17 protein-coding genes are annotated in these 17,477 nt (G+C 68.3%); 5 read left to right on the top strand and 12 right to left on the bottom strand.

The annotated features are described in order from the left end of the window. Window positions 1-44: 44 nt before the first annotated feature. Together ACQP2O_RS35805 and ACQP2O_RS35800 are read right to left on the bottom strand one after the other, a co-directional pair. On the bottom strand, window positions 45-1,289 hold the full coding sequence (locus ACQP2O_RS35805) for an MFS transporter (protein WP_433172962.1): 1,245 nt from the start codon (window positions 1,287-1,289) through the stop codon (window positions 45-47). Window positions 1,290-1,338: 49 nt separating this feature from the next. Further along, window positions 1,339-1,818, bottom strand: coding sequence for an RrF2 family transcriptional regulator (locus ACQP2O_RS35800; RefSeq protein ID WP_433172960.1), 480 nt, complete (start codon window positions 1,816-1,818; stop codon window positions 1,339-1,341). 263 nt (window positions 1,819-2,081) lie between these two features. Between ACQP2O_RS35800 and ACQP2O_RS35795 the strand changes: the two genes are divergently transcribed. Continuing rightward, a complete protein-coding gene (locus tag ACQP2O_RS35795; RefSeq protein ID WP_433172958.1) occupies window positions 2,082-3,248 on the top strand; it encodes an NAD(P)/FAD-dependent oxidoreductase in 1,167 nt (388 codons plus the stop codon). Next, on the top strand, window positions 3,248-4,135 hold the full coding sequence (locus ACQP2O_RS35790) for an RNA polymerase sigma-70 factor (RefSeq protein WP_433172956.1): 888 nt from the start codon (window positions 3,248-3,250) through the stop codon (window positions 4,133-4,135). Before ACQP2O_RS35795 ends, ACQP2O_RS35790 begins: the two co-directional genes overlap by 1 nt. Before the next feature lie 7 nt (window positions 4,136-4,142). Here ACQP2O_RS35790 and ACQP2O_RS35785 read toward each other — a convergent pair whose 3' ends face one another. Beyond that, on the bottom strand, window positions 4,143-4,949 hold the full coding sequence (locus ACQP2O_RS35785; protein WP_433172954.1) for a YhjD/YihY/BrkB family envelope integrity protein: 807 nt from the start codon (window positions 4,947-4,949) through the stop codon (window positions 4,143-4,145). Window positions 4,950-5,267: 318 nt separating this feature from the next. Between ACQP2O_RS35785 and ACQP2O_RS35780 the strand changes: the two genes are divergently transcribed. Further along, window positions 5,268-7,433, top strand: coding sequence for a WD40 repeat domain-containing protein (locus ACQP2O_RS35780; RefSeq protein ID WP_433172952.1), 2,166 nt, complete (start codon window positions 5,268-5,270; stop codon window positions 7,431-7,433). Window positions 7,434-7,512: 79 nt separating this feature from the next. Here the strand turns inward: ACQP2O_RS35780 and ACQP2O_RS35775 are convergent, their stop codons facing one another. The 8 genes from ACQP2O_RS35775 to ACQP2O_RS35740 all read right to left on the bottom strand — a co-directional run bounded on the left by ACQP2O_RS35775 (window position 7,513) and on the right by ACQP2O_RS35740 (window position 15,674). Beyond that, window positions 7,513-8,052, bottom strand: a complete 540-nt coding sequence (locus ACQP2O_RS35775) for a suppressor of fused domain protein (protein ID WP_433172950.1) — start codon at window positions 8,050-8,052, stop codon at window positions 7,513-7,515. Window positions 8,053-8,063: 11 nt separating this feature from the next. Next, a complete protein-coding gene (locus ACQP2O_RS35770) occupies window positions 8,064-12,692 on the bottom strand; it encodes a GH-E family nuclease (RefSeq protein WP_433172948.1) in 4,629 nt (1,542 codons plus the stop codon). A 3-nt stretch (window positions 12,693-12,695) separates the two neighbouring features. Beyond that, window positions 12,696-13,076 (bottom strand): YbaB/EbfC family nucleoid-associated protein, encoded by a 381-nt coding sequence (locus ACQP2O_RS35765; protein WP_433172946.1) that lies wholly within the window; start codon window positions 13,074-13,076, stop codon window positions 12,696-12,698. A 367-nt stretch (window positions 13,077-13,443) separates the two neighbouring features. Further along, complete coding sequence (locus ACQP2O_RS35760; protein WP_433172944.1) at window positions 13,444-13,761, bottom strand: hypothetical protein; 318 nt, start codon at window positions 13,759-13,761, stop codon at window positions 13,444-13,446. Window positions 13,762-13,846: 85 nt separating this feature from the next. Continuing rightward, window positions 13,847-14,680: a helix-turn-helix domain-containing protein gene (locus ACQP2O_RS35755; RefSeq protein WP_433172942.1), complete on the bottom strand. Its 834-nt coding sequence runs from the start codon at window positions 14,678-14,680 to the stop codon at window positions 13,847-13,849. Window positions 14,681-14,684: 4 nt separating this feature from the next. Beyond that, window positions 14,685-14,792 (bottom strand): DUF397 domain-containing protein, encoded by a 108-nt coding sequence (locus ACQP2O_RS35750; protein ID WP_433172940.1) that lies wholly within the window; start codon window positions 14,790-14,792, stop codon window positions 14,685-14,687. 22 nt (window positions 14,793-14,814) lie between these two features. Beyond that, on the bottom strand, window positions 14,815-14,907 hold the full coding sequence (locus ACQP2O_RS35745; protein WP_433172938.1) for a DUF397 domain-containing protein: 93 nt from the start codon (window positions 14,905-14,907) through the stop codon (window positions 14,815-14,817). After that, entirely contained in the window at window positions 14,898-15,674 is a 777-nt protein-coding gene (locus tag ACQP2O_RS35740; protein WP_433172936.1) for a helix-turn-helix domain-containing protein, read from the bottom strand. Before ACQP2O_RS35740 ends, ACQP2O_RS35745 begins: the two co-directional genes overlap by 10 nt. Window positions 15,675-15,818: 144 nt before the next feature. On the opposite strand from ACQP2O_RS35740, the gene ACQP2O_RS35735 reads away from it, so the two are divergent. Next, window positions 15,819-16,259 carry an ATP-binding protein gene (locus ACQP2O_RS35735; RefSeq protein ID WP_433172934.1) on the top strand — a complete coding sequence of 147 codons (441 nt, stop codon included), beginning with the start codon at window positions 15,819-15,821 and terminating at the stop codon, window positions 16,257-16,259. Next, on the top strand, window positions 16,256-16,471 hold the full coding sequence (locus ACQP2O_RS35730) for a hypothetical protein (protein WP_433172932.1): 216 nt from the start codon (window positions 16,256-16,258) through the stop codon (window positions 16,469-16,471). Before ACQP2O_RS35735 ends, ACQP2O_RS35730 begins: the two co-directional genes overlap by 4 nt. A 118-nt stretch (window positions 16,472-16,589) precedes the next feature. Here ACQP2O_RS35730 and ACQP2O_RS35725 read toward each other — a convergent pair whose 3' ends face one another. After that, window positions 16,590-17,156, bottom strand: coding sequence for a hypothetical protein (locus ACQP2O_RS35725; RefSeq protein WP_433172930.1), 567 nt, complete (start codon window positions 17,154-17,156; stop codon window positions 16,590-16,592). Window positions 17,157-17,477 lie beyond the last annotated feature (321 nt).

Here is a 17,477-nt window from a genome sequence, read left to right as displayed (position 1 = left end):
GCCCGAGAGGGAGTCGATCTACGACGTACCGGTACCGCCGGCCATCAGCGGGCGGCGTCCGTGGCACTCCTCGGCGCGGGGACGGGGCGCCATCCGCGCCCGGCCCGGGTCGTCCAGCGCAGGAACACCAGGGCGAGCACCGCGACCGCGGCGGCCAGCCCGTACATCACGGACGGGCCCGCCGCGAGGACGGCACCTCCGGTGGCGGTTCCGGCGCCGATGCCGATGTAGATCGATGAGGCGTTCAGCGAGACGACGAGTGGGGCCTCCTGGGGAGCGGCGGCGATGAGGCGGTGCTGCTGCGCGGGCGTCTGCGTCCACGTGCTCGCGCCCCACAGCAGCACGAGCACCCCGGCGATCATCGGCGACGTGACGCCGGTGGCGGCGCTGATCCCCAGGGCCGCCAGGGCGACGGCCATGGCGAGGTAGCCGCCCTTCAGCACGCGGAGCGGACCCCACCGGTCGGTGGCGTAGCCGGAGACGAGGTTGCCGGCCACGGCGCCCGCGCCGTAGAGGAACAGCATCAGGACCGTCGAGCCCTCGGGCACCCCGACGCTCCGCAGCGCCGGGACGCTGTACGCGTACACGGTGTAGCTCGCCGCCATGCCGAGGACGGTCAGCGGCAGCACCGACGCCACCGCGGGCCGGCGGAGCAGGGCGAGACGTGTCCGCAACGGCACCCGCGGTCCGCCCGGCAGCACCGGCATGATCCAGAACACCCCGGCGGCCGCCACCAGGGAGAGCGCGGCCACCAGGCCGAGCGCCGTACGCCAGCCCAGCCAGTGTCCGGCCAGGTCGCCGAGCGGCACCCCGAGCGCGGTGGCGACGGTCAGGCCGCCGACGACCACGGCCAGGGCCCGCGCCCGCAGCTCCGCGCGGACCAGCGCCGCGCTGACCGCCCCGGCTCCGGGCGTGAAGACGGCGGCCCCGGCCGCCGCCAGCACCCGGCTCGCGATCAGCAGGGGCAGGTTCGGCGCGAGCGCCGAGGCCAGGTTGGCGACGCCCAGCACGACGAGCGCCCCGACCAGCAGCATGCGCCGTGGCAGCCGCGCGGTCAGGGTGGCCAGCACGGGGGCGAGGACGGCGTACGCGACGGCGAACACCGTGACCGACTGGCCCGCCGCTCCGGTGGACACGTGCAGCGTACGGGCCATGGACGGCAGGAACCCGGCGACGATGAAGGCGTCCGTACCGACGGCGAAGGTGCCCAGCGCGAGCACGAGCGTCGGGCCCAGGCCGCCCGGCTTCGTCACCTCCGCCGTACGGGGCCGATTCAGGACATTCAACATCCAGATTCTCCTTCCAAGTCGGCCCGGGATCGTCTCCCGGGGACTCGGGTCAGCCGTTGACGCGTTCGTGCCAGCGCCGGGCACGGGCGCCGGCCGACGGAGGCGCCTTCTCCATCAGGTCGGCGAGCGTCTGGGAGGCGAGCTCCCGTCGCCACGCCAGTTCCGCGCGGCGCATCGCGACGGAGACACCGCACGCGCGCTGGAAGTCGCTCGCGGGCGCCTCCGCCCCCGCGCCCCGCTGCCGGATCTCCGCGCAGCGGAACGCCTCGTCCGGACCCTCGATCGCGGACACGACGTCCATCAGCGTGATCTTCTCCGGGGGGCGGGCGAGCCGGAACCCGCCGCGCGCGCCGGCGGTCGAGGTCAGCACGCCCGCCCGGACCAGCGCCTGGAGCCGCTTGTTCAGGTACGCGGGCGGCAGCTCGAACCACGCCGCCAGCTTCGCCGTCGACAGCGGCTCCTCGCCGCCGATCCACGCCAGGGCCAGGCAGCAGTGCAGACCCCACTCGACGCCTTCCCCCATTCGCATAACCTGGACATTACCCGTCCAGATTGTCCCCAACCAGCCCTTTAGGTAAAAGCCACGAAAACCACCCCGACGGCACTCCTTCGCAGGCGCCTCCCGCCTGGCGTCGACACCCGGTTCCAACGGGGCGCCGAGGCGGCCCGGAGGGGCCGGATCCGACCCGGGCCGGAAATCCGCGGAACGCATGTCACGTTCGGCGGGGGTCGTTCCGCCTACATCGGTGAGGGCGCCTCTCCAGGCGTCACGTCACCGTCAGGAGGACCACCATGACAACCCGGATCGTCGTACTCGGTGCCGGATACGCGGGACTGCCGGCCGCGCGGCGGCTCATCAACAGGCTCGGCGACGACGCCGACGTGACCGTGGTGAGCGCGTCGCCGTCGTTCGTCGAACGGCCGCGCCTGCACCAGACGGCCACCGGACAGCGGCTCCGCGAGCTGCCCCTGACCGGCCTGGTCGGCGGGCCTCGAGGCGGAAGCCTGATCGTCGGCCGGATCGGCGACATCGATCTCGCCGACCGCCGGGTCCGCGTCCAGGCGCGGGACGGCGAGCGCACGCTCGGCTACGACGTCCTGGTGTACGCACTCGGCAGCACCGTCGACGTACACGCCGTGCCGGGCATCGCCGCCCACGCGCACACCCTCTCCGACGCCGGATCCGCGGAACGCCTGGGCGGAGCGCTGGCCACCGCGGCACCCGGCTCCACCGTCGCGGTGTGCGGCGGCGGGCTGTGCGGCATCGAGATGGCGGCGGAGCTGGCCGAGTCCCGTCCCGATCTGCGGGTGCTCCTCGCCTCCCGGACCGAGCCCGGGGCGTGGCAGGCCCCGAGGGCACGGCGGCGCCTGCGCCGGGCCTTCGACCGGCTCGGCGTCGAGGTCCTCGCCGACGCCGAGGTCCGGGAGGTCGCCGAGGACGCGCTCGTGCTGGACGGCGGCCGGCGAGTCCCGTACGACCTGTGCGTCTGGGCCGGTGGCTTCACCGTGCCGTCCCTGGCCCGCGACGCCGGGCTCGCCGTGGACGACCAGGGACGGATCGTGGTCGACGAGACGCTGCGGTCCGTGTCCCACCCGGAGGTGTACGCCATCGGCGACGCCGCCGCCGTACCCGGCCCCTGGGGCGCGGCGCTGGCGTACGGCTGCCGGACCGGGAGCTTCACCGCGCCGTGCGCGGCGGACGCGATCGCCGACCGCCTGGCCGGAAGGACGCCGCGTTCGTTCCGGTTCCGCTACTTCCACGAGTGCGTCAGCCTCGGCCGCCGCGACGCCTTCATCCAGTTCCTGCGCGCCGACCAGACCCCGAGCCGATGGGTCCTGACGGGCCGCCTCGCGGTCTGGTACAAGAACATCGTGCTCGATTCCGCGAAGGTGGTGTTCCGGCACCCCGGTCCCTACACGCCGCACCGTCGGCCCGCCGAGCCCGCCCCGGTGTCCTGATGCCGGACGGTCCGACGTCCGGCGACGACGTCTTCGAGGGGCATCGGACGCTGCTGTTCTCGGTGGCGTACCGCATGCTCGGCAGCGTCGCCGCGGCGGAGGACACCCTTCAGGAGGCATGGCTCCGCTGGAGCCGCGTCGACCGGTCCACGGTCACCGAGCCCCGTGCCTACCTGGTCACACTCACCACCCGGGCGGCCATCGACCGGCTGCGCCGCGAGAAGGCCGCCCGCGAGGTGTACGTCGGCACCTGGCTGCCCGAGCCCCTGCTCACCGCCCCGGACGTGGCCGAGGAGGCCGCGCTCGCCGACTCGGTGTCCATGGCGATGCTCGTCGTGCTGGAGACCCTGTCGCCGCTGGAACGCTCGGTGTTCGTCCTGCGGGAGGCGTTCGGCTTCGACCACGCGGAGATCGGCCGCATCCTGGACCGTTCGGAGGAATCGGTACGGCAGCTCGCGCACCGGGCCCGCCGCCACGTCGAGGCGCGCCGCCCGCGCTTCGAATCCGATCGTCAGGTGCGCAAGAGGGCGACCGAGCGGTTCCTGGAGGCCGCCGTCGGCGGTGACCTGAACGCCCTCATGGAGGTCCTCGCCCCCGACGTGACGCTCTGGTCGGACGGCGGCGGCAAGGTACGCGCGCCGCGTCGCCCGATCGAGGGAGCGGACAAGGTCGCCCGATTCTTCGCGGCGGTCGCGGAGGACGTGCCGCCGGGATCCGCGTTCCGCCTCGTCGAGGCGAACGGCGGGCCGGCGGTCCTGGTGCACCTCGCCGGCGTTCCCATCACGGTGGCCACCGTCGAGATCGACCCCGACGGCCGGGGGATCAGCGGGATCCACCTGATCGCCAACCCGGACAAGCTCCCGGCGATCGCCCCGGACACCACCTGACCCGGCATCATCCCGGCGGACGGGAACGTCGCTCGACGTACATCCGGCCGACGATCGATCCGAGGTGGATGACCACCCCCATGGCCACCAGCCACGACAAGATGATCATGATGACGCCGATGGGGCCGTAGCTCTGCTCATTCTCGACGATCGCCGCGGAGAAGAATTGTGCGGAGAACACCCCCAGGCCCATCCAGCACACGCCGGTGGCCAGGGCGGCGGGGAAGAGAACGCGCCAGCTCACCGCACCCATGAGCAGCACCTTCATGCTCGCCCACCAGAAGAGCGTCGCCAGCGCGAAGCCGAACAGACCCTGCAGCACCGGCCCGCCGGCCGGGCCGAGCGCCCTGCCGGCCGTGGCCTGCACGGCCCCGTACGCGAGCAGCGCCGCGAGCCAGCAGAACTGGGCGGCGATGCCGCGCCACCCTCGGCCGCGGACGTCGAAGACCCTTTCGTACCACCGTTGCAGGGTGCCGGCGACGGCCAAGGCCCCGATGACCAGCACGCAGGCGCTCGCGATCGTCAGCGAGCCGGAGTCCTGGCCGGGCTTGAAGAGGGCCGCCACGTCCTCCGCGGCCTGCCGGTTCAACCCCAGCCAGCCAGCGACCACCGCCGCGGCGTCCCGACCGGCCGCGGCGGTGACGACGATGAGGAAGGGAAAGAAGCACAAGATCGCGAGCGCGGCCAACTGGAACGAGTTGCCGTAGAAGTCGACCGCGTTCAGTCGACTCCACAGCCTGCCCGGCTCACCCGCCCTGAGGCGCTGGACGGCCGCCCGACCCCGTCGCCCCAGGCCAGACAGCCACACGCGCATGCGCCCCCGCCCACCGCGCGAACCGACCGGCCCCCTCCGGCCCGCCATGTAGGCCAGTCTAAGCGCGTGTTCGAGAAGTTGATCGCGGCTGGTGGCTTTCCTCTGGGGTCGCATCTCTTCCCCGCGGAAGGTAAACGGACGCTTCGATGAATGATGAAATGCCGGCCGAAGCCGTCGTCGCGTCCGTATCGTCTGATCGTCAACGCGCCCAAGAAGGAACAGTGGGATGGCTCATACGTGTGACATTCATTAACGGCGGCGGACGCTGATACTCAGCAGCAATTATGGTGCGCGATCGAGCCGGGGAAGGATGACCGTATGGCCGACGGAGGCGTCGCCCTGATCCTCTACCGTTCGGGTTCCCCCGCCGACGCGTTGGGGCGCTTCGAACTGACCGTGCGGCCCGACGGCAGCGCGCGGCTGGATCATCGCGACGTCACGGGGCTGCGGAGGTGGACCGCGAGGCTCGAACGAGCGTTGTGGCCACAGATCCTCGACATGCTGAGTCGATCCGGCTTCCCGACGATCACACCTGCCTCGATCCCACCGGGCGCCGCGCGCCGGGAGCTCATCGTCGAGCCCGTCGGGGAGTCGGTGTTCGCCTGGAACGATACGACCGAGCCGGCCATTCTCGATGTCTTTCGGATTCTCGACGCGCTCGTACGCCAGGTGAGTGGCGGGGCCGTACGGTCCACCGTCGATGAGCTTCCGAGGGTCGTTCACCGGCGGGTGAGCGAGACCGAACGCTCCGAGTCGGCGAGCATCGTGTCCGGTGCGGCGGCGTTCGGCACCATCGGCCGACGTCCCGCATTCGCGGTCGTTCAGGACGACATCACGCTTTCTTCGCTTCCCGACCGAACGCCTCTCGGGCCGGCTATTCCTGTACCAGCGCCGGTTCGTGCCGCCGCCCTTGCCGCCGGCGAAGGCGACCTTCTCGCCTCGGCCGGCGACGACCGCGTGATCAGGGTGTACGACGTGCGTACGGGCGGAGTGCTGCACGCCAGGGCCGGCCATCGCGGGCCGGTTAGCGGAGTGGCGGCGGCCGAGATCGCCGGCCGCCCGGTCGCGCTGTCGGCGGGCGATGACGGCGATATCCGGATATGGGCCGCTGACACCGCTGCCGATCTCGGCACCATCTCGGTCCGTGAGGGTGGGCTCACGAGTGTCTGCCACGCCCGGATCGCGGAGCGCGACCTCATCTGCGCGGGCGCCGATGACGGCGTTGTTCGTGTGTGGGATGGCGCCGACCGCCGCATCGTCGGCACGCTGCGCGGTCACACCGGCTGGGTCAACGCGGTCGCGATGGCCGGCGACGGCGATCGTGCACTGGTGGCGTCCGGTGGCGCGGACGGTGTCGTGCGGCTGTGGGACCTGAGCGGGGAGAGTGAGCTCCACACGTTGGCGGGGCACACCGACAGCGTTACCGGCGTCGTGCTGACCACGGCCGGTGGCCACCTGCTGGTCGGCTCATGCTCGCTGGACGGCACCGTCCGCACGTGGGATGCGACCACCGGCGAGCCGCTGGCCGACTGGTCGGCGGACAGCGGCTGGCTCACTGGCATCGGATCCCTGTCAGTCGATGACGGACCGGCCGTCGTCACAGCGGGAATGGACGACGGCGTGCGGCTCTGGGCTGCTCTCAGCGGTGCTCCGATCGCGACGGTGGCCGCCGAACCGCTCGTCCCGAGCTGCGTGGCCACGGGCCCGCGAGTCGTCGCGGCCGGTTACAAGGACGGCTCCCTGCGGATCTGGAGCGACGGAGCGCTCGTCCGTGCGGTGCCCGCGTCCGACGGGGCGATCAGCGCGATCGCTTTCGGGCCGGATGGTCTCATCTCCGGTACGGACAACGGCACGGTGCGGGTCCACGACGTCGGCAGCGGCGACGAGCTTCAGGTCCCGACCCCGCATACCGCGCCGGTCCTGTCTCTGGCGTTCGCCGAAGACCTTCTGATCTCCGGAAGCGCGGACGCCACGGTGCGAACCTGGGACGCGCTCTCCGGCACGCCACGGGCACGGCTGCTCGGCCACACGGGAGGTATCGCCGCCGTTGCGACCGGCCGCGTGGGCGGGCGCCTCGTGATTGCCTCCGGCGGCTATGACCGGGTCGTCCGGACGTGGGACGCCGTGTCCGGCCGACCGTTGTTGGCGATCCATGGCCATATGTATCCGGTGTACGCGCTGGCGTTCGGCGATGGCCTGCTCGCCTCGGCGAGCTACGACGGGGGCGTGCGGGTGTGGGACGCCACCAGCGGTGCGCAGGTCGCGCTGCTGCCCGGCAACGACGGACCGATCCGGGCGCTGTGCTTCGAGGAGAACGATCTGGCGGTCGCGGCGGAGGACGGCGCCGTCCGGCTCTGGCGCCTGCCGGCGGGTGAGCTCATCGGCGAGGTCAAGGTCCCGCGGACACCACTGGCGGTGGCCTTCGTCGACGGCCGCCTCCAGACCGCGGGCGTACAGGGTCTGACGACGATCGACGCGTGGTGACGACGAGCGGTCGGTGATCCGTTGAGACACGCACCGCTTCTGCGGGATGTATTGCGGTCAACGACGATGGTCCGGGTCCCTAGCTCAGTGGTCGGCGCCGCGGGTCGTGGAAGTTCACGTCTTCCGTAGAAAGAAATTCGGCCGGACCCTTTTCTTCGAGCAGCGGCATCTCGGACTCATACATGGGATAAAGCTGAACAATATTGATAACGCGGTCCGGAAGTTCTACGCGGGTGAACTCCGGATCCAGGTCGGTGGCCAGGAAGAGGAGTAGTACCGACATTTCGGACTCATCCGGGCTGATCGGATCGCCGAGATCGAAGGCATCTCCGGCGCTGTACCGCTTCTCGCCTCTCCATGCGGTGGCGACATAGCCGGCGGCAAGCGTCCAGTTCAAATTTTCGGAGTCCATGCTGATGAAGAGTTCTGGGCTGCCCAACCGCCAGTCAGGATGCCGGACCAGCGAGAGACCGTAGGTGAAGCCCGATATCGTGTTCTCGCCGAACTGGCCTCGGTAGGTGAAGGTGAACACCGGCAGTTCAGCCTCACTGGGTGTCACCAGGTGACTTTCCGGCTCGTCGCCCGCCCATTCGTTAAGACGGTCGAGATAGAGCCTCATGGAAGGTGTGCTCATTGCCACCACTTCTTTTTGGCCTTCTCAATGGCTTCGTCGGCTTTCCGCTGTGCTTCCATCGCCTCCTTTTGGGCGGAACCTTTGAAGAACACGGCGTTCTCGGCTTTCTTTGCCTTCTCGCTCGCCTGCTGCTGCAGCTCTAGCGCCTTTCGTTCCTTCGCGGTCGGATTGGATTTCTGTGCCACGTTATTCAGGTACTTATTCGTCTCGGCTATTTCCTTCTTTGCGGCCTCCTCGGCTTTCTTCTGCTCCCTCTTCCAGCTCTTGGGGACGTCGCTCTTCTTGATCGGCTTTTTGGTTTCGGCGTCAATCACCCTGCCGTCAGGATATATTCTAAGACCTCTGACGGTAACACTTCCATCCGAATGCTTTTTGTGACCCTCGAGAAATTTGCTAGCGCCGCCTCCCTGCTCGTATTTGTGGCCTCGGTTATTTGTGTCCAATTCCATGTGATAGGCGTCAGAGTACTGTGCCAGCTCCCTAATCTGTGCATCGGTCAGCTTCATTTTCTTGGCCTGGCTGTAAAAATCCTTCCACTCGTACCCCGGCTTATGGCCAATGTCCGCTCTCCCCTTCGGGATGATTTCGCCAGTGTTTGCGTCGACCAGATTTCCATTCTTATCATACCGCCGTTCGATGCCTGCCCGGGTATTGTTCCGGTAACCCGGCCGCCAACTGCTATCCGATCTTTTCTCACGTTCTATTGCGTCGAGATCATCGTGGATGTTCTGGCGCATCCTATGTCTCTCCTGCGGGGACAGGCGGCGGCCTATTCTCTCCTCGAAATCGCGCATTGCGGAATTGGCCGCATCAATTCTCTGCCTCTTATCGCGCTCGTATTTGCCCATGCGCGGTACCGGGTGTTCGCCGCCCGGGTCGGGTGCGTGCGGGTGCTCTGCGGCGAGTTGGCCGATCGCCCGGCGGGTGGTCTCAGGGCCGGGTGCGGTACCGAGCCGGTCGGCCGCGGCGCGATGGAGGGCGTCGGAGGGGTTTTCGCGTGGACGTCGGCCGTCCATGCGGTCGTTCAGGTGTTCGGCGAGCCTGGTCAGGGCCTCGACCTCCCGCGGCGTCGGGTTCCGGCCGAGGGTCTGATGGGCGAGCTCGTGGAGGAGGTCGGCATGAGGGAGAGCTCCCTCCGGAGACGCGCCGACGACATCAGCGAGATGGCGTAGCCCGTGCAGGTCGGGTTCACGGAAGGAGTAGTCCGGCGCCGTCTCATAAAGCCGGCCGGCCGCGTCGGTGAGCGCTTCGGTGTACCGGAGATGGCCGGCCGTTCGAGCCTCATCGCCGAACAGCACGTGCATCCGGTCGAGCAGTACGGCGTGTTCGAGAGCATCGCGGCCCTCGGCCGGGAACACCGGCCGGCCATCCTCGCCGACCCGATCGAGCAGCTCCCGCACATGGTCGGGTGGGTCCAGCGGGCGATTCTCCCGGACCGCATGCTCGACCGGCACCATCGGGCCGGCGACCCCGTGGACGTCCGGCGCGCCGGGCGCGGCGCGATCGGCGAGCCCCTGCATGGCGATCAGATGGCGGTCGCGGAGACCCGCGGTGGAGGGAACCGGGTGCCCATTGTGATCCACGATCAGCGTCCGATCCGCCCAGGAGCGGAGGCCGTCGCCCATCAGGTTGGGCTCACGCGTAACACCTGGCGCGGTGAGCGTCTCGGCACCCGGCCGCCCGGGGTCGGCGTACTCGTCGTGCAGATCGAGGTGGTGCCCGACCTCATGCGCGATCGCGACGGGGTCCATGTCGGCGTACAAGGTGAGCATGTCCGGCCGCTCACCCTCGCCCATGCCATCGCCCGGACGGAGCCGTACGGCGCCGTCCGCCGACCCGGCCTCCTCGAACTCCACGCGCACGTGAAGCTGCGACCCGTCCACGAGCCGATGCTGGTGGTTGTAGTAGATGTCCACGGCATCCAGCACGTTCGACTGGGCGCGTACGACATCTTCCGATGTCATCGTCGGGTCCGCGTGGTACTGGACCGTGACCGTGAACTCGGTCACGGACCGCTCGCCGCCGTCCTGGGCGGTCACACCGAGGCGCCGTACGTCGACCTTCGAGGCGTCCTCGAACGGGTGATGTTCGCGGGTGACCGGCGTCGCGGTCGCGTCTTCGCGGAGATGTGTCCACTGGGATGCCTGCAGGGCCTCGCCCTCGGTGAGCGCGTACGCGTGCCCTCCCCGAAGCACGGCGAGTGTGTCCTTGCCGTACGCCGGCATCAGTGGCTGCCGCGTATCGGGGTTCAGATCGGCGCTGCGGATCGGATGTGCCTCCCGCGGCCCCGATCCCGTACGGCCCGGGTCGAAGCCCGGCACATCCGACCATCGGTCGGCTGCGACCGCTCCGGCCTGATGCTCGGAACCCGGCGTTGGGTGCGCGTTGCCGGGCTTTTCGTCCTGATGTGTCCCGTAGCCGGCCTCGGACCGCGAGGTCTGAGGTGAACGCGACTCGACCGGTCGGCTCGATGTGCGCGCCGGTCCACCCTCGTGGGGCGCGGAGCCTCGGCCGCCCTGATCAAGAGGCACCACCGCGACCGGCACATCCCGAGGAGGCGACTCATGGACGACCCTCTGCGCCGAACCGGCCGGCTCCGCGACCGATCCGGTGGCCGGGGGTTGCTCGACCTGGGGGGCGGTCGGCGTGTGACCGGTGTTGCCGGCCAGGTCGGACATGGTGCCGTGACCGGGATCTGGGGTGCCCGAAGGGCCGGCACCGTCGGCGGGCTGGTGGATGCCTTGGCCGTCGACGACGGTGGTGCCGTCGCGATGATGGACGACGACCGGGCCTGAGCCGTTGCCTGCCGTGGGCTCGACGCCGCCATCGGTGATGCCGACACCGCCGTGATGGCTCTCGCCGACGACTCCGATGTCCGGGCCATGCCCACCGAGGGAGTTGGCCATCTGGCCATTCGGTCCGGCGTGGACATCCGTGCCGGTTTCCGGACTGGGATGAGTGGGGTTCTCGTTGATGATGCCGTCGATCGAGTTCTGGTATCCGGCCGTTGTGGCCCCGTCACCGGCGGTTTCCGTTCCTCCCGCCGAATCGCTTCGCGTGGAGACAGGGTCGTAAGAGGAGGAGTCCGCGTGGGGTTGACGGTCCGTGGTTTCGACGGTCCCACCGTGGCCGGCGTCGGTGTGGTCGGCGAGGTCCGTCTGGCCGGCGGACTCGACGCGAGCAGGAGAGTCGGTGTGGCCGCCGGTTCCATCGCCGACGACTTGGCCCTCGATGTCGTAGCCGACACCTTTGGCGGAGTAATTGGGATAGCCGCGATTGTTGGGGATATCGCCGCCGGTCGACGTGGCTCTATTGCCGGGGGCGGCTGTTTGGCCAAGGACGTGTTTGCCGACCTCGCCCGCGTACCCGAGGCCTGCCATGCCGAACCCGAAGGCGGCCGCCTGGCCGAGATCGACTTTGTGTTCGACCAGGCCTTGGGCGGCGATGTTGCCCGCGGTACCGGTGACCCCGGCGAACCCGGCACGGGCCAGGCCCGATGATGCCATCAAGTCGGCCAGTTTGGTGGTGAAGGGCGTGCTGCGGGCGGCGACCGCACCGCCGGCTCCGCCCATCACCGCGCCGGCGATCGCACCTTCCTCCAGGGCGTGGGCGAACTCGTCACCGTCGAAGTCCTTTTGTATGCCTTCGTGGATGCGGGCGTACTGCCCGGCCAGATCCATGCCCCCGGCGAACCACGCACCTCCCACGGCCGCCTTGGCGACCGTCGTTGCGATCGACCTCAGGAAGGATCTGAGGGCGAACCCTTCGACCTCGGTGGCCGCCTCGGCGGCGGCAACCGAGCCTCCACCGGTGATCCACGAGATCGCCCACGCGATGGCCCAGGTCAACACCAAGAAGGCACACGAAAGCTCGAACTGAAGCCGAGCAGCGTCCTTTTGCCTCATCAAAAAATCGACGGAGTCGGCCAGCCACTGACACATCCCGGCCAGCCACAACAACCCCCCGTCTTCGCCGCCACCGTGCAATGCCGCCGCGAACGTGGCGAATGCGTCCACCGCATCGCCCGCGTTGTTCGCGGTCACCGTCCGAGCATGCTCCTCCACGTCCTGGGCCACCCCCAGGATCGCGGTTGCCGCGGTGGTGAACGCATTCTTGATCCGCCCTAGCCCGTCCATATCTCCATCGGGCCACTGGATTCCCCCGACCAGGGTCTCCAAGAACCCCAAGATCTGCTGGACCACACCCGGCGGTGGATCCGAACGCGCCAAACTCTCACTCACCTGCGGCAGCCGGTAGGGATCCTTTTGCGCCAGCGCGTTCGTCTCTGCGCCTTCGGGGACCGCAGCGCCTATCGTGGAGGCGTCCTCGGCCAGTCGATCGTTATTGCCACTGATAATCAGGTTGCCGCCGGTCGCCCGCAACAAATTGACCATATCGGCCAATGCCGACAACACCGAATCCCGCGCGACTCCGAACCCGGAAACCTCACCAGAGCCATTAAAGAATGCCTGACCGATATCGTCCTGACCCCACGGCGCTCCGGCTCCAGCCAACTCATGACACAACGTATCGACCGTCGAAGCCAACGTATCGGCCGCGCCGTCCATCCCCCGTCCGGCCTTGGTCCACGTGTCGAACCTGACCTCATGATCCGGCGCACCCATTGACTAGTCCTGGGAAAATTCGAGGATGCGAGGAGCTTTTGGAAAGAATGCCATCAAATCTTGTTCGCCAGCACGAAGGCGATCGGCCATCTCCTCGGGCAAAAAAGCCGCAGTCATTTCTTTCGCCTGGCCTGTTGCCTGTTCGCTCGCCTCGGCTATCAGGGCCAGAATCGTATGGGTCAACTGCTGGGCGCTCATCCGTTTCAACGCCTGTGGTGAGAACTGGATGTCGCGCAGATTTCCGCGCGATCCGACCTCCACCCATACGTCGCCATTTCGCGTCCGTGCGGTTGCCTTCACGTCGGCGACGTTGCGCTGGAGTTGCTGCAACTCCTCCAGTCGCTGTTTGAAATTCGCCGCCATGTCGTGGACGGGCCCTTCCATGCCATCCTCCCCTTCCATTAATCCGATCCGCTGGAAGAACCGCGTGAATCGGGTGATCAGGTGAGGGTAGTTGGCGATCGATTGGGAGGGAAATCACTTCAGCGATGGCTAAATTCTTCAACGATTTTTGAATTATTCGACGATGATCAACGAGTTCTCGAATATCTGCGCCACGTGGCCGCGAGATGCGACGTCTGCTGCCGCTGAGCTGCGCGGTAGCGTTCCTGCGAACCGCTCCGCGAACGCCTTCGCCCGCGGCGACCGGACCGGCGTCCTGATGACCCGCACGCCACTGGCGGCGAACACCTCATCGAACGGGCGGGAGAACTCGCCGTCACGGTCCCGGATGAGAAACCGGCAAGCGTGGTCAGGCTTGGGGGAATGCGGTGAGCACGTCGAAGTGCCGGATGGCGGGATCTGAGTCGAGCAAGGTGGCGCGGGCCGCCGACGTGACGTGCTCGCGTTCGTGATCGTCGACGGCGAATCGCTTGATGGCATCGATGGACTCGAACAGGGTCAGGGTCCTGATGTGCACGGATCCGCGCTCTTGCCGGGCAAGCAGGTAGGCACCGTGAAAACCGTCAATACCACAGAGGTTTGCGAGGACTTCCGCTTCGAAGACCTGGCGATACTTCTCGGTGGTCTCTGGGCCGCTGGTCCGGGCTTGCCACACTCGAGCGATCATGTCGGGCTGTCTCCTGCGCTGCCGGGGTTGTGCGGACCAGATGAGTGTCGGCCGGGCCGCAACGCCGACGCTTGAAGATCTTTGCTCAGTTCGGCGCCGCCAGAAGTCGTCGCAGCGCTTGCGGGGTGTGGCCGCATTCGCCGCGAACCGTTCGGGTCAGATGCGCGTGGTCGGCAAAGCCCAGCTCGGCCGCCAGATCTGCCAGATCGGACTTCCCCGCTTCGATCGCGTCCAGGGCGAGGTGCACGCGGATGCGGTTCCGGTATCCGGTCAAGGTCATCCCGGTCTGGCGGCGGAAGATGCGGCTGAGGTGGTACGGAGAGCACCCAAGGCGCTGGGCGATCTCCCGCAGCCCGAGCGTGCTCGGGTCGCCGGTCAGCAGTTCCCTTGCCGCGTCCACCAGCGTTCGCTGCGCGGCCGCAGTCGTCGCTCGCCTGGCCGCCTGCTGCATCGGGGCCGGCGTCGCGAGCAGCCGGCCCACCAGCCGGATGGTCATCTCGGCCAGTTCGAAGGAATCGGCGGACCGGCGTGCCCTGGCGGACAGCAGGCGATGCGCGACGGCGAGGTCACCGGTCACTGGAACCGAGGGGTGTACCGGCGTCCCTTCCGTGAGTTCGACCATGAAGGACTCCGACATCACCAGGGCGGTGCAGGTGTCCTCTGCCCCCACCCGATGGGCGATGCTCTGCTCCTGGGCAGGGCCGCCGAGGTAGGCGACCGTCGGATCCGCCAGGAGCGTGTGGCCGCCGACTCGCGCCCGGAACACACCACGCCGCACGAACATGAGCTGATGCCCGACCGGCGTTTCCGGCTCGGACCACGACTCGGCCCGGGCACGAATCGTTACCTGCTTGAGCGAAAATCCATCCCCGGACGCGATCGGTACGACCGTACGCCCGCAACGACGATGCTCGGCCATCCTTCTAAGACCGCGCCACCTGAACGCCCTCGAAGACGATCACCTCGACGCAAGGGCCGCCGTTCTCACCGCTGCGGACGGACTTACGCCATTCGGCGCAGCTAAAGTCCATTTTCGGCCGCCCCTAAGGGGGATCAGTCGCGCTCGAGGACGGTGACTTCGACGCAGTTACCGCCGTTCTCGGTGCTACGGGTCGACTTACGCCATTCGGCGCGGCTCAGGTCCATCTTTCCGCCACCACCTTCATGATGAGGTCGACCGACTCCTGCTGTGACAGGGTGAAAGTCCGGATGGACTCCCAGGTGTTCGACAGGACGGAGATGTCCTCCCGGTTGCTGGTGACCATGCCACGGACGGCCGTTTCGACGTAGGCTACCTCGCCACCGTCGACGGTGGCGAGAAGGAACCCGCCCCCTCTGTGTGGATTCGCGGTGGCGGGAACCACCTGAATCGTTATCAGCGGTGATATGCGGCTTACTAGGTGCTCCAGCTGCGCGCGCATGACGGCGGTGTCCCCTACCTGGCGATAGAGGACCATCTCGTCGAGGACGCAGCGAAGAGTCGGAGGATTGTCGCGGGACAGGATCTCTTGGCGCTCCAGCCGCGCGGTCACGGCCGCCTCGTCGCCGTTCAGCAGCGAGCGCGCGTACTCCTCGTGCTGGAGCAGCCCTGGGACGACCATGGGCTCAAATGAGCGGAGGACGGTGGCGGCGCGCTCCTCTTCGAGCCAGGGGCGGAACCAGCCGGGTGGGGTCTCCTCGGTGAGCAGGTCGTAGAGGTCCATGAGGGCCCCGGCGGGCAGGGCGAGTGCCTTCTCGACGGAGCCGACGGCCTTGCCTTTGGGGCGGAGCTGGCCGGTCTCGAGGTTGCTCAGCCAGCCTTCGGAGTAATTGACCCGTTGTGCGAGCTGTGCCTGGGTGAGCCCGTCGGCCTGCCGGTAGCGGCGGATCGCCGCGCCCAGTTTGATCAGTGTTGGGCTGGGGGGATTGCCCATTTGGTACCTCCGCGCCGGAGTTCAGGTTTCTTCGAGAACCCCTCGTTCGTCTTCTGGTGTTCGTACTGCGTATTCGGTCGCGTACGCATTGTAGTCGGCGCGCGGCATTGTGGAGGCCCAACGAAGACGACGGGAGAACGGAATATGGCATCCCGCGAAACGACCGAGCTGAGAATTCTCGGAGAACTCGAAATTCCGGCGGCGGCATCGGAGGTCGGCCGAATGCGGCGGTGGGCGTACGACATGCTCGTCCCGGCCTACGAGGCGGTCGCCGACGACGTCGTCCTCCTCGCCTGCGAATTGGTGACGAACGCGATCCGCCATTCCGGCTCCGCCACTGTGACGATCACGCTCGCCGCCCTCGCCGACGCGATCCACGTCGAAGTGGCGGATGCCGGAAGCGTTGATCGGGTCCCCCGGATCGCCGACGCTGGACCGGACGCGACCGGAGGGCGCGGGCTGCGCATGGTCGACATCCTCACCGGCGGCCGATGGGGCACGTACACCAGCGAGGCCGGACGTGTCGTGTGGTGCGAGACGACTTTCCCGGAGCCGCGCGTCGTGGGGGAGGCGTCGAAGGGATGACGCCGGAGGAGCGGCTCCAGCACTCGATCGCGGAGTTCCACGCGATGCTCGACTCCATGCGGTTCACCGGGACGTCGCAGGTCGCGGAGGTCCAGCAGCTCCAGATCCTGGTCACCAAGTATCCCCACCACGCACGTAACTTCCTCGCCGACCTCGACCCGCCCGGCCGGGGAGGCCGCCACCGCGCCGGGAAGGGCAGGCATCCGACATAGCCCACCACCCAGGTCCGTGTCACCGGCCGCAAGTAGCGAGCCTGCCGTCGCATCGCCGTAGCCCGGTGCGGAGCCGAAGACCGGCGCCCCGCACCGAGGCATCGGGTGGCGGATCGGGTCAGGCCGGGCCGGGCCGGGTGTAGGTGACCCGGACGTCGAGGAAGGTGGACGCGCCGTAGTCGTGGCCGCGGATGGCGAGCAGATTGCAGCGCTCTAGGACGTTCTGCGGAACGGTGACGTCGATGGTGTTGGCTCGGCAGTAGCCGCTGCGGACGGTCTGCAGGAGCCGGCCGTTGAGGTAGACCTGGGCGTCGTTGTCGATGGTGCCCTGGATGCGGACGTCCTGTGCGAAGCGCGGGATGCGGAGCCAGTGCCGCACCAGGATGTCGGTGTTGGGCTGCCAGGGGGTCTTGACCGAGGCGTTGAACGGGCAGCCGGTGGTCGTGCCGAAGGCCGCCTGCCCGGTCGACCATCCGCTGTCGTCGAAGTCCGGATCCTGGAATCCGGGCACGACGCTGGGCGACGGCACCTGCCGATATTTCCAGCCGGTGCTGTTGTAGTCCAGCGCGGTGATGGTCGCGCGCTCCGGTGGCGCCGGGGAGGCGGACGCAGCCGTCGGGGCGCCCAGGGCCATCACGGCCAGCAGCACCGGCGGCGCCACCCGGACGAGCCTGCGGATCATCATGATGTGACCTCCTAAGGAGGGTCGATGGTTGTGAGGCGACGTGGCTGTCACGTAGAGCAGTTGAGCACTCTTCGCAACCGATTGGTGACTGTAAGTCATTCGCGAGAGTGAGGCAATGCGGCAACCGGCCCGAGTCGTTTTTGCGACCAACCGAAAAATGAGCCCTGCGTAGTTCCGACTACTGACGGTGACGCGTTATGGAGCGGGTGGCTGCTTCATAAGTGACGGTCCGCAGTGGGCTCGATCCGCCTCCCGCGCGAGGCCGAGCCGCCAGCCCGCCGACGGCGACCGTACGAGGTGGGAGGGCTCCTCGCGATTCCC

The organism is Actinoallomurus sp. CA-150999 (assembly GCF_050942425.1).
GTDB lineage: Bacteria > Actinomycetota > Actinomycetes > Streptosporangiales > Streptosporangiaceae > Actinoallomurus.
Note: the sequence above shows the minus strand (reverse complement) of the source record. Positions and strands in the feature narration are given on the sequence as shown.

Bases quoted from the DNA above. Each gene is read 5' to 3' on its own strand.
- ACQP2O_RS35805 (WP_433172962.1), bottom strand. From the start codon at position 1,289: ATGTTGAATGTCCTGAATCGGCCCCGTACGGCGGAGGTGACGAAGCCG.
- ACQP2O_RS35800 (WP_433172960.1), bottom strand. From the start codon at position 1,818: ATGCGAATGGGGGAAGGCGTCGAGTGGGGTCTGCACTGCTGCCTGGCC.
- ACQP2O_RS35795 (WP_433172958.1), top strand. From the start codon at position 2,082: ATGACAACCCGGATCGTCGTACTCGGTGCCGGATACGCGGGACTGCCG.
- ACQP2O_RS35790 (WP_433172956.1), top strand. From the start codon at position 3,248: ATGCCGGACGGTCCGACGTCCGGCGACGACGTCTTCGAGGGGCATCGG.
- ACQP2O_RS35785 (WP_433172954.1), bottom strand. From the start codon at position 4,949: ATGCGCGTGTGGCTGTCTGGCCTGGGGCGACGGGGTCGGGCGGCCGTC.
- ACQP2O_RS35780 (WP_433172952.1), top strand. From the start codon at position 5,268: ATGGCCGACGGAGGCGTCGCCCTGATCCTCTACCGTTCGGGTTCCCCC.
- ACQP2O_RS35775 (WP_433172950.1), bottom strand. From the start codon at position 8,052: ATGAGGCTCTATCTCGACCGTCTTAACGAATGGGCGGGCGACGAGCCG.
- ACQP2O_RS35770 (WP_433172948.1), bottom strand. From the start codon at position 12,692: ATGGGTGCGCCGGATCATGAGGTCAGGTTCGACACGTGGACCAAGGCC.
- ACQP2O_RS35765 (WP_433172946.1), bottom strand. From the start codon at position 13,076: ATGGAAGGGCCCGTCCACGACATGGCGGCGAATTTCAAACAGCGACTG.
- ACQP2O_RS35760 (WP_433172944.1), bottom strand. From the start codon at position 13,761: ATGATCGCTCGAGTGTGGCAAGCCCGGACCAGCGGCCCAGAGACCACC.
- ACQP2O_RS35755 (WP_433172942.1), bottom strand. From the start codon at position 14,680: ATGGCCGAGCATCGTCGTTGCGGGCGTACGGTCGTACCGATCGCGTCC.
- ACQP2O_RS35750 (WP_433172940.1), bottom strand. From the start codon at position 14,792: ATGGACTTTAGCTGCGCCGAATGGCGTAAGTCCGTCCGCAGCGGTGAG.
- ACQP2O_RS35745 (WP_433172938.1), bottom strand. From the start codon at position 14,907: ATGGACCTGAGCCGCGCCGAATGGCGTAAGTCGACCCGTAGCACCGAG.
- ACQP2O_RS35740 (WP_433172936.1), bottom strand. From the start codon at position 15,674: ATGGGCAATCCCCCCAGCCCAACACTGATCAAACTGGGCGCGGCGATC.
- ACQP2O_RS35735 (WP_433172934.1), top strand. From the start codon at position 15,819: ATGGCATCCCGCGAAACGACCGAGCTGAGAATTCTCGGAGAACTCGAA.
- ACQP2O_RS35730 (WP_433172932.1), top strand. From the start codon at position 16,256: ATGACGCCGGAGGAGCGGCTCCAGCACTCGATCGCGGAGTTCCACGCG.
- ACQP2O_RS35725 (WP_433172930.1), bottom strand. From the start codon at position 17,156: ATGATGATCCGCAGGCTCGTCCGGGTGGCGCCGCCGGTGCTGCTGGCC.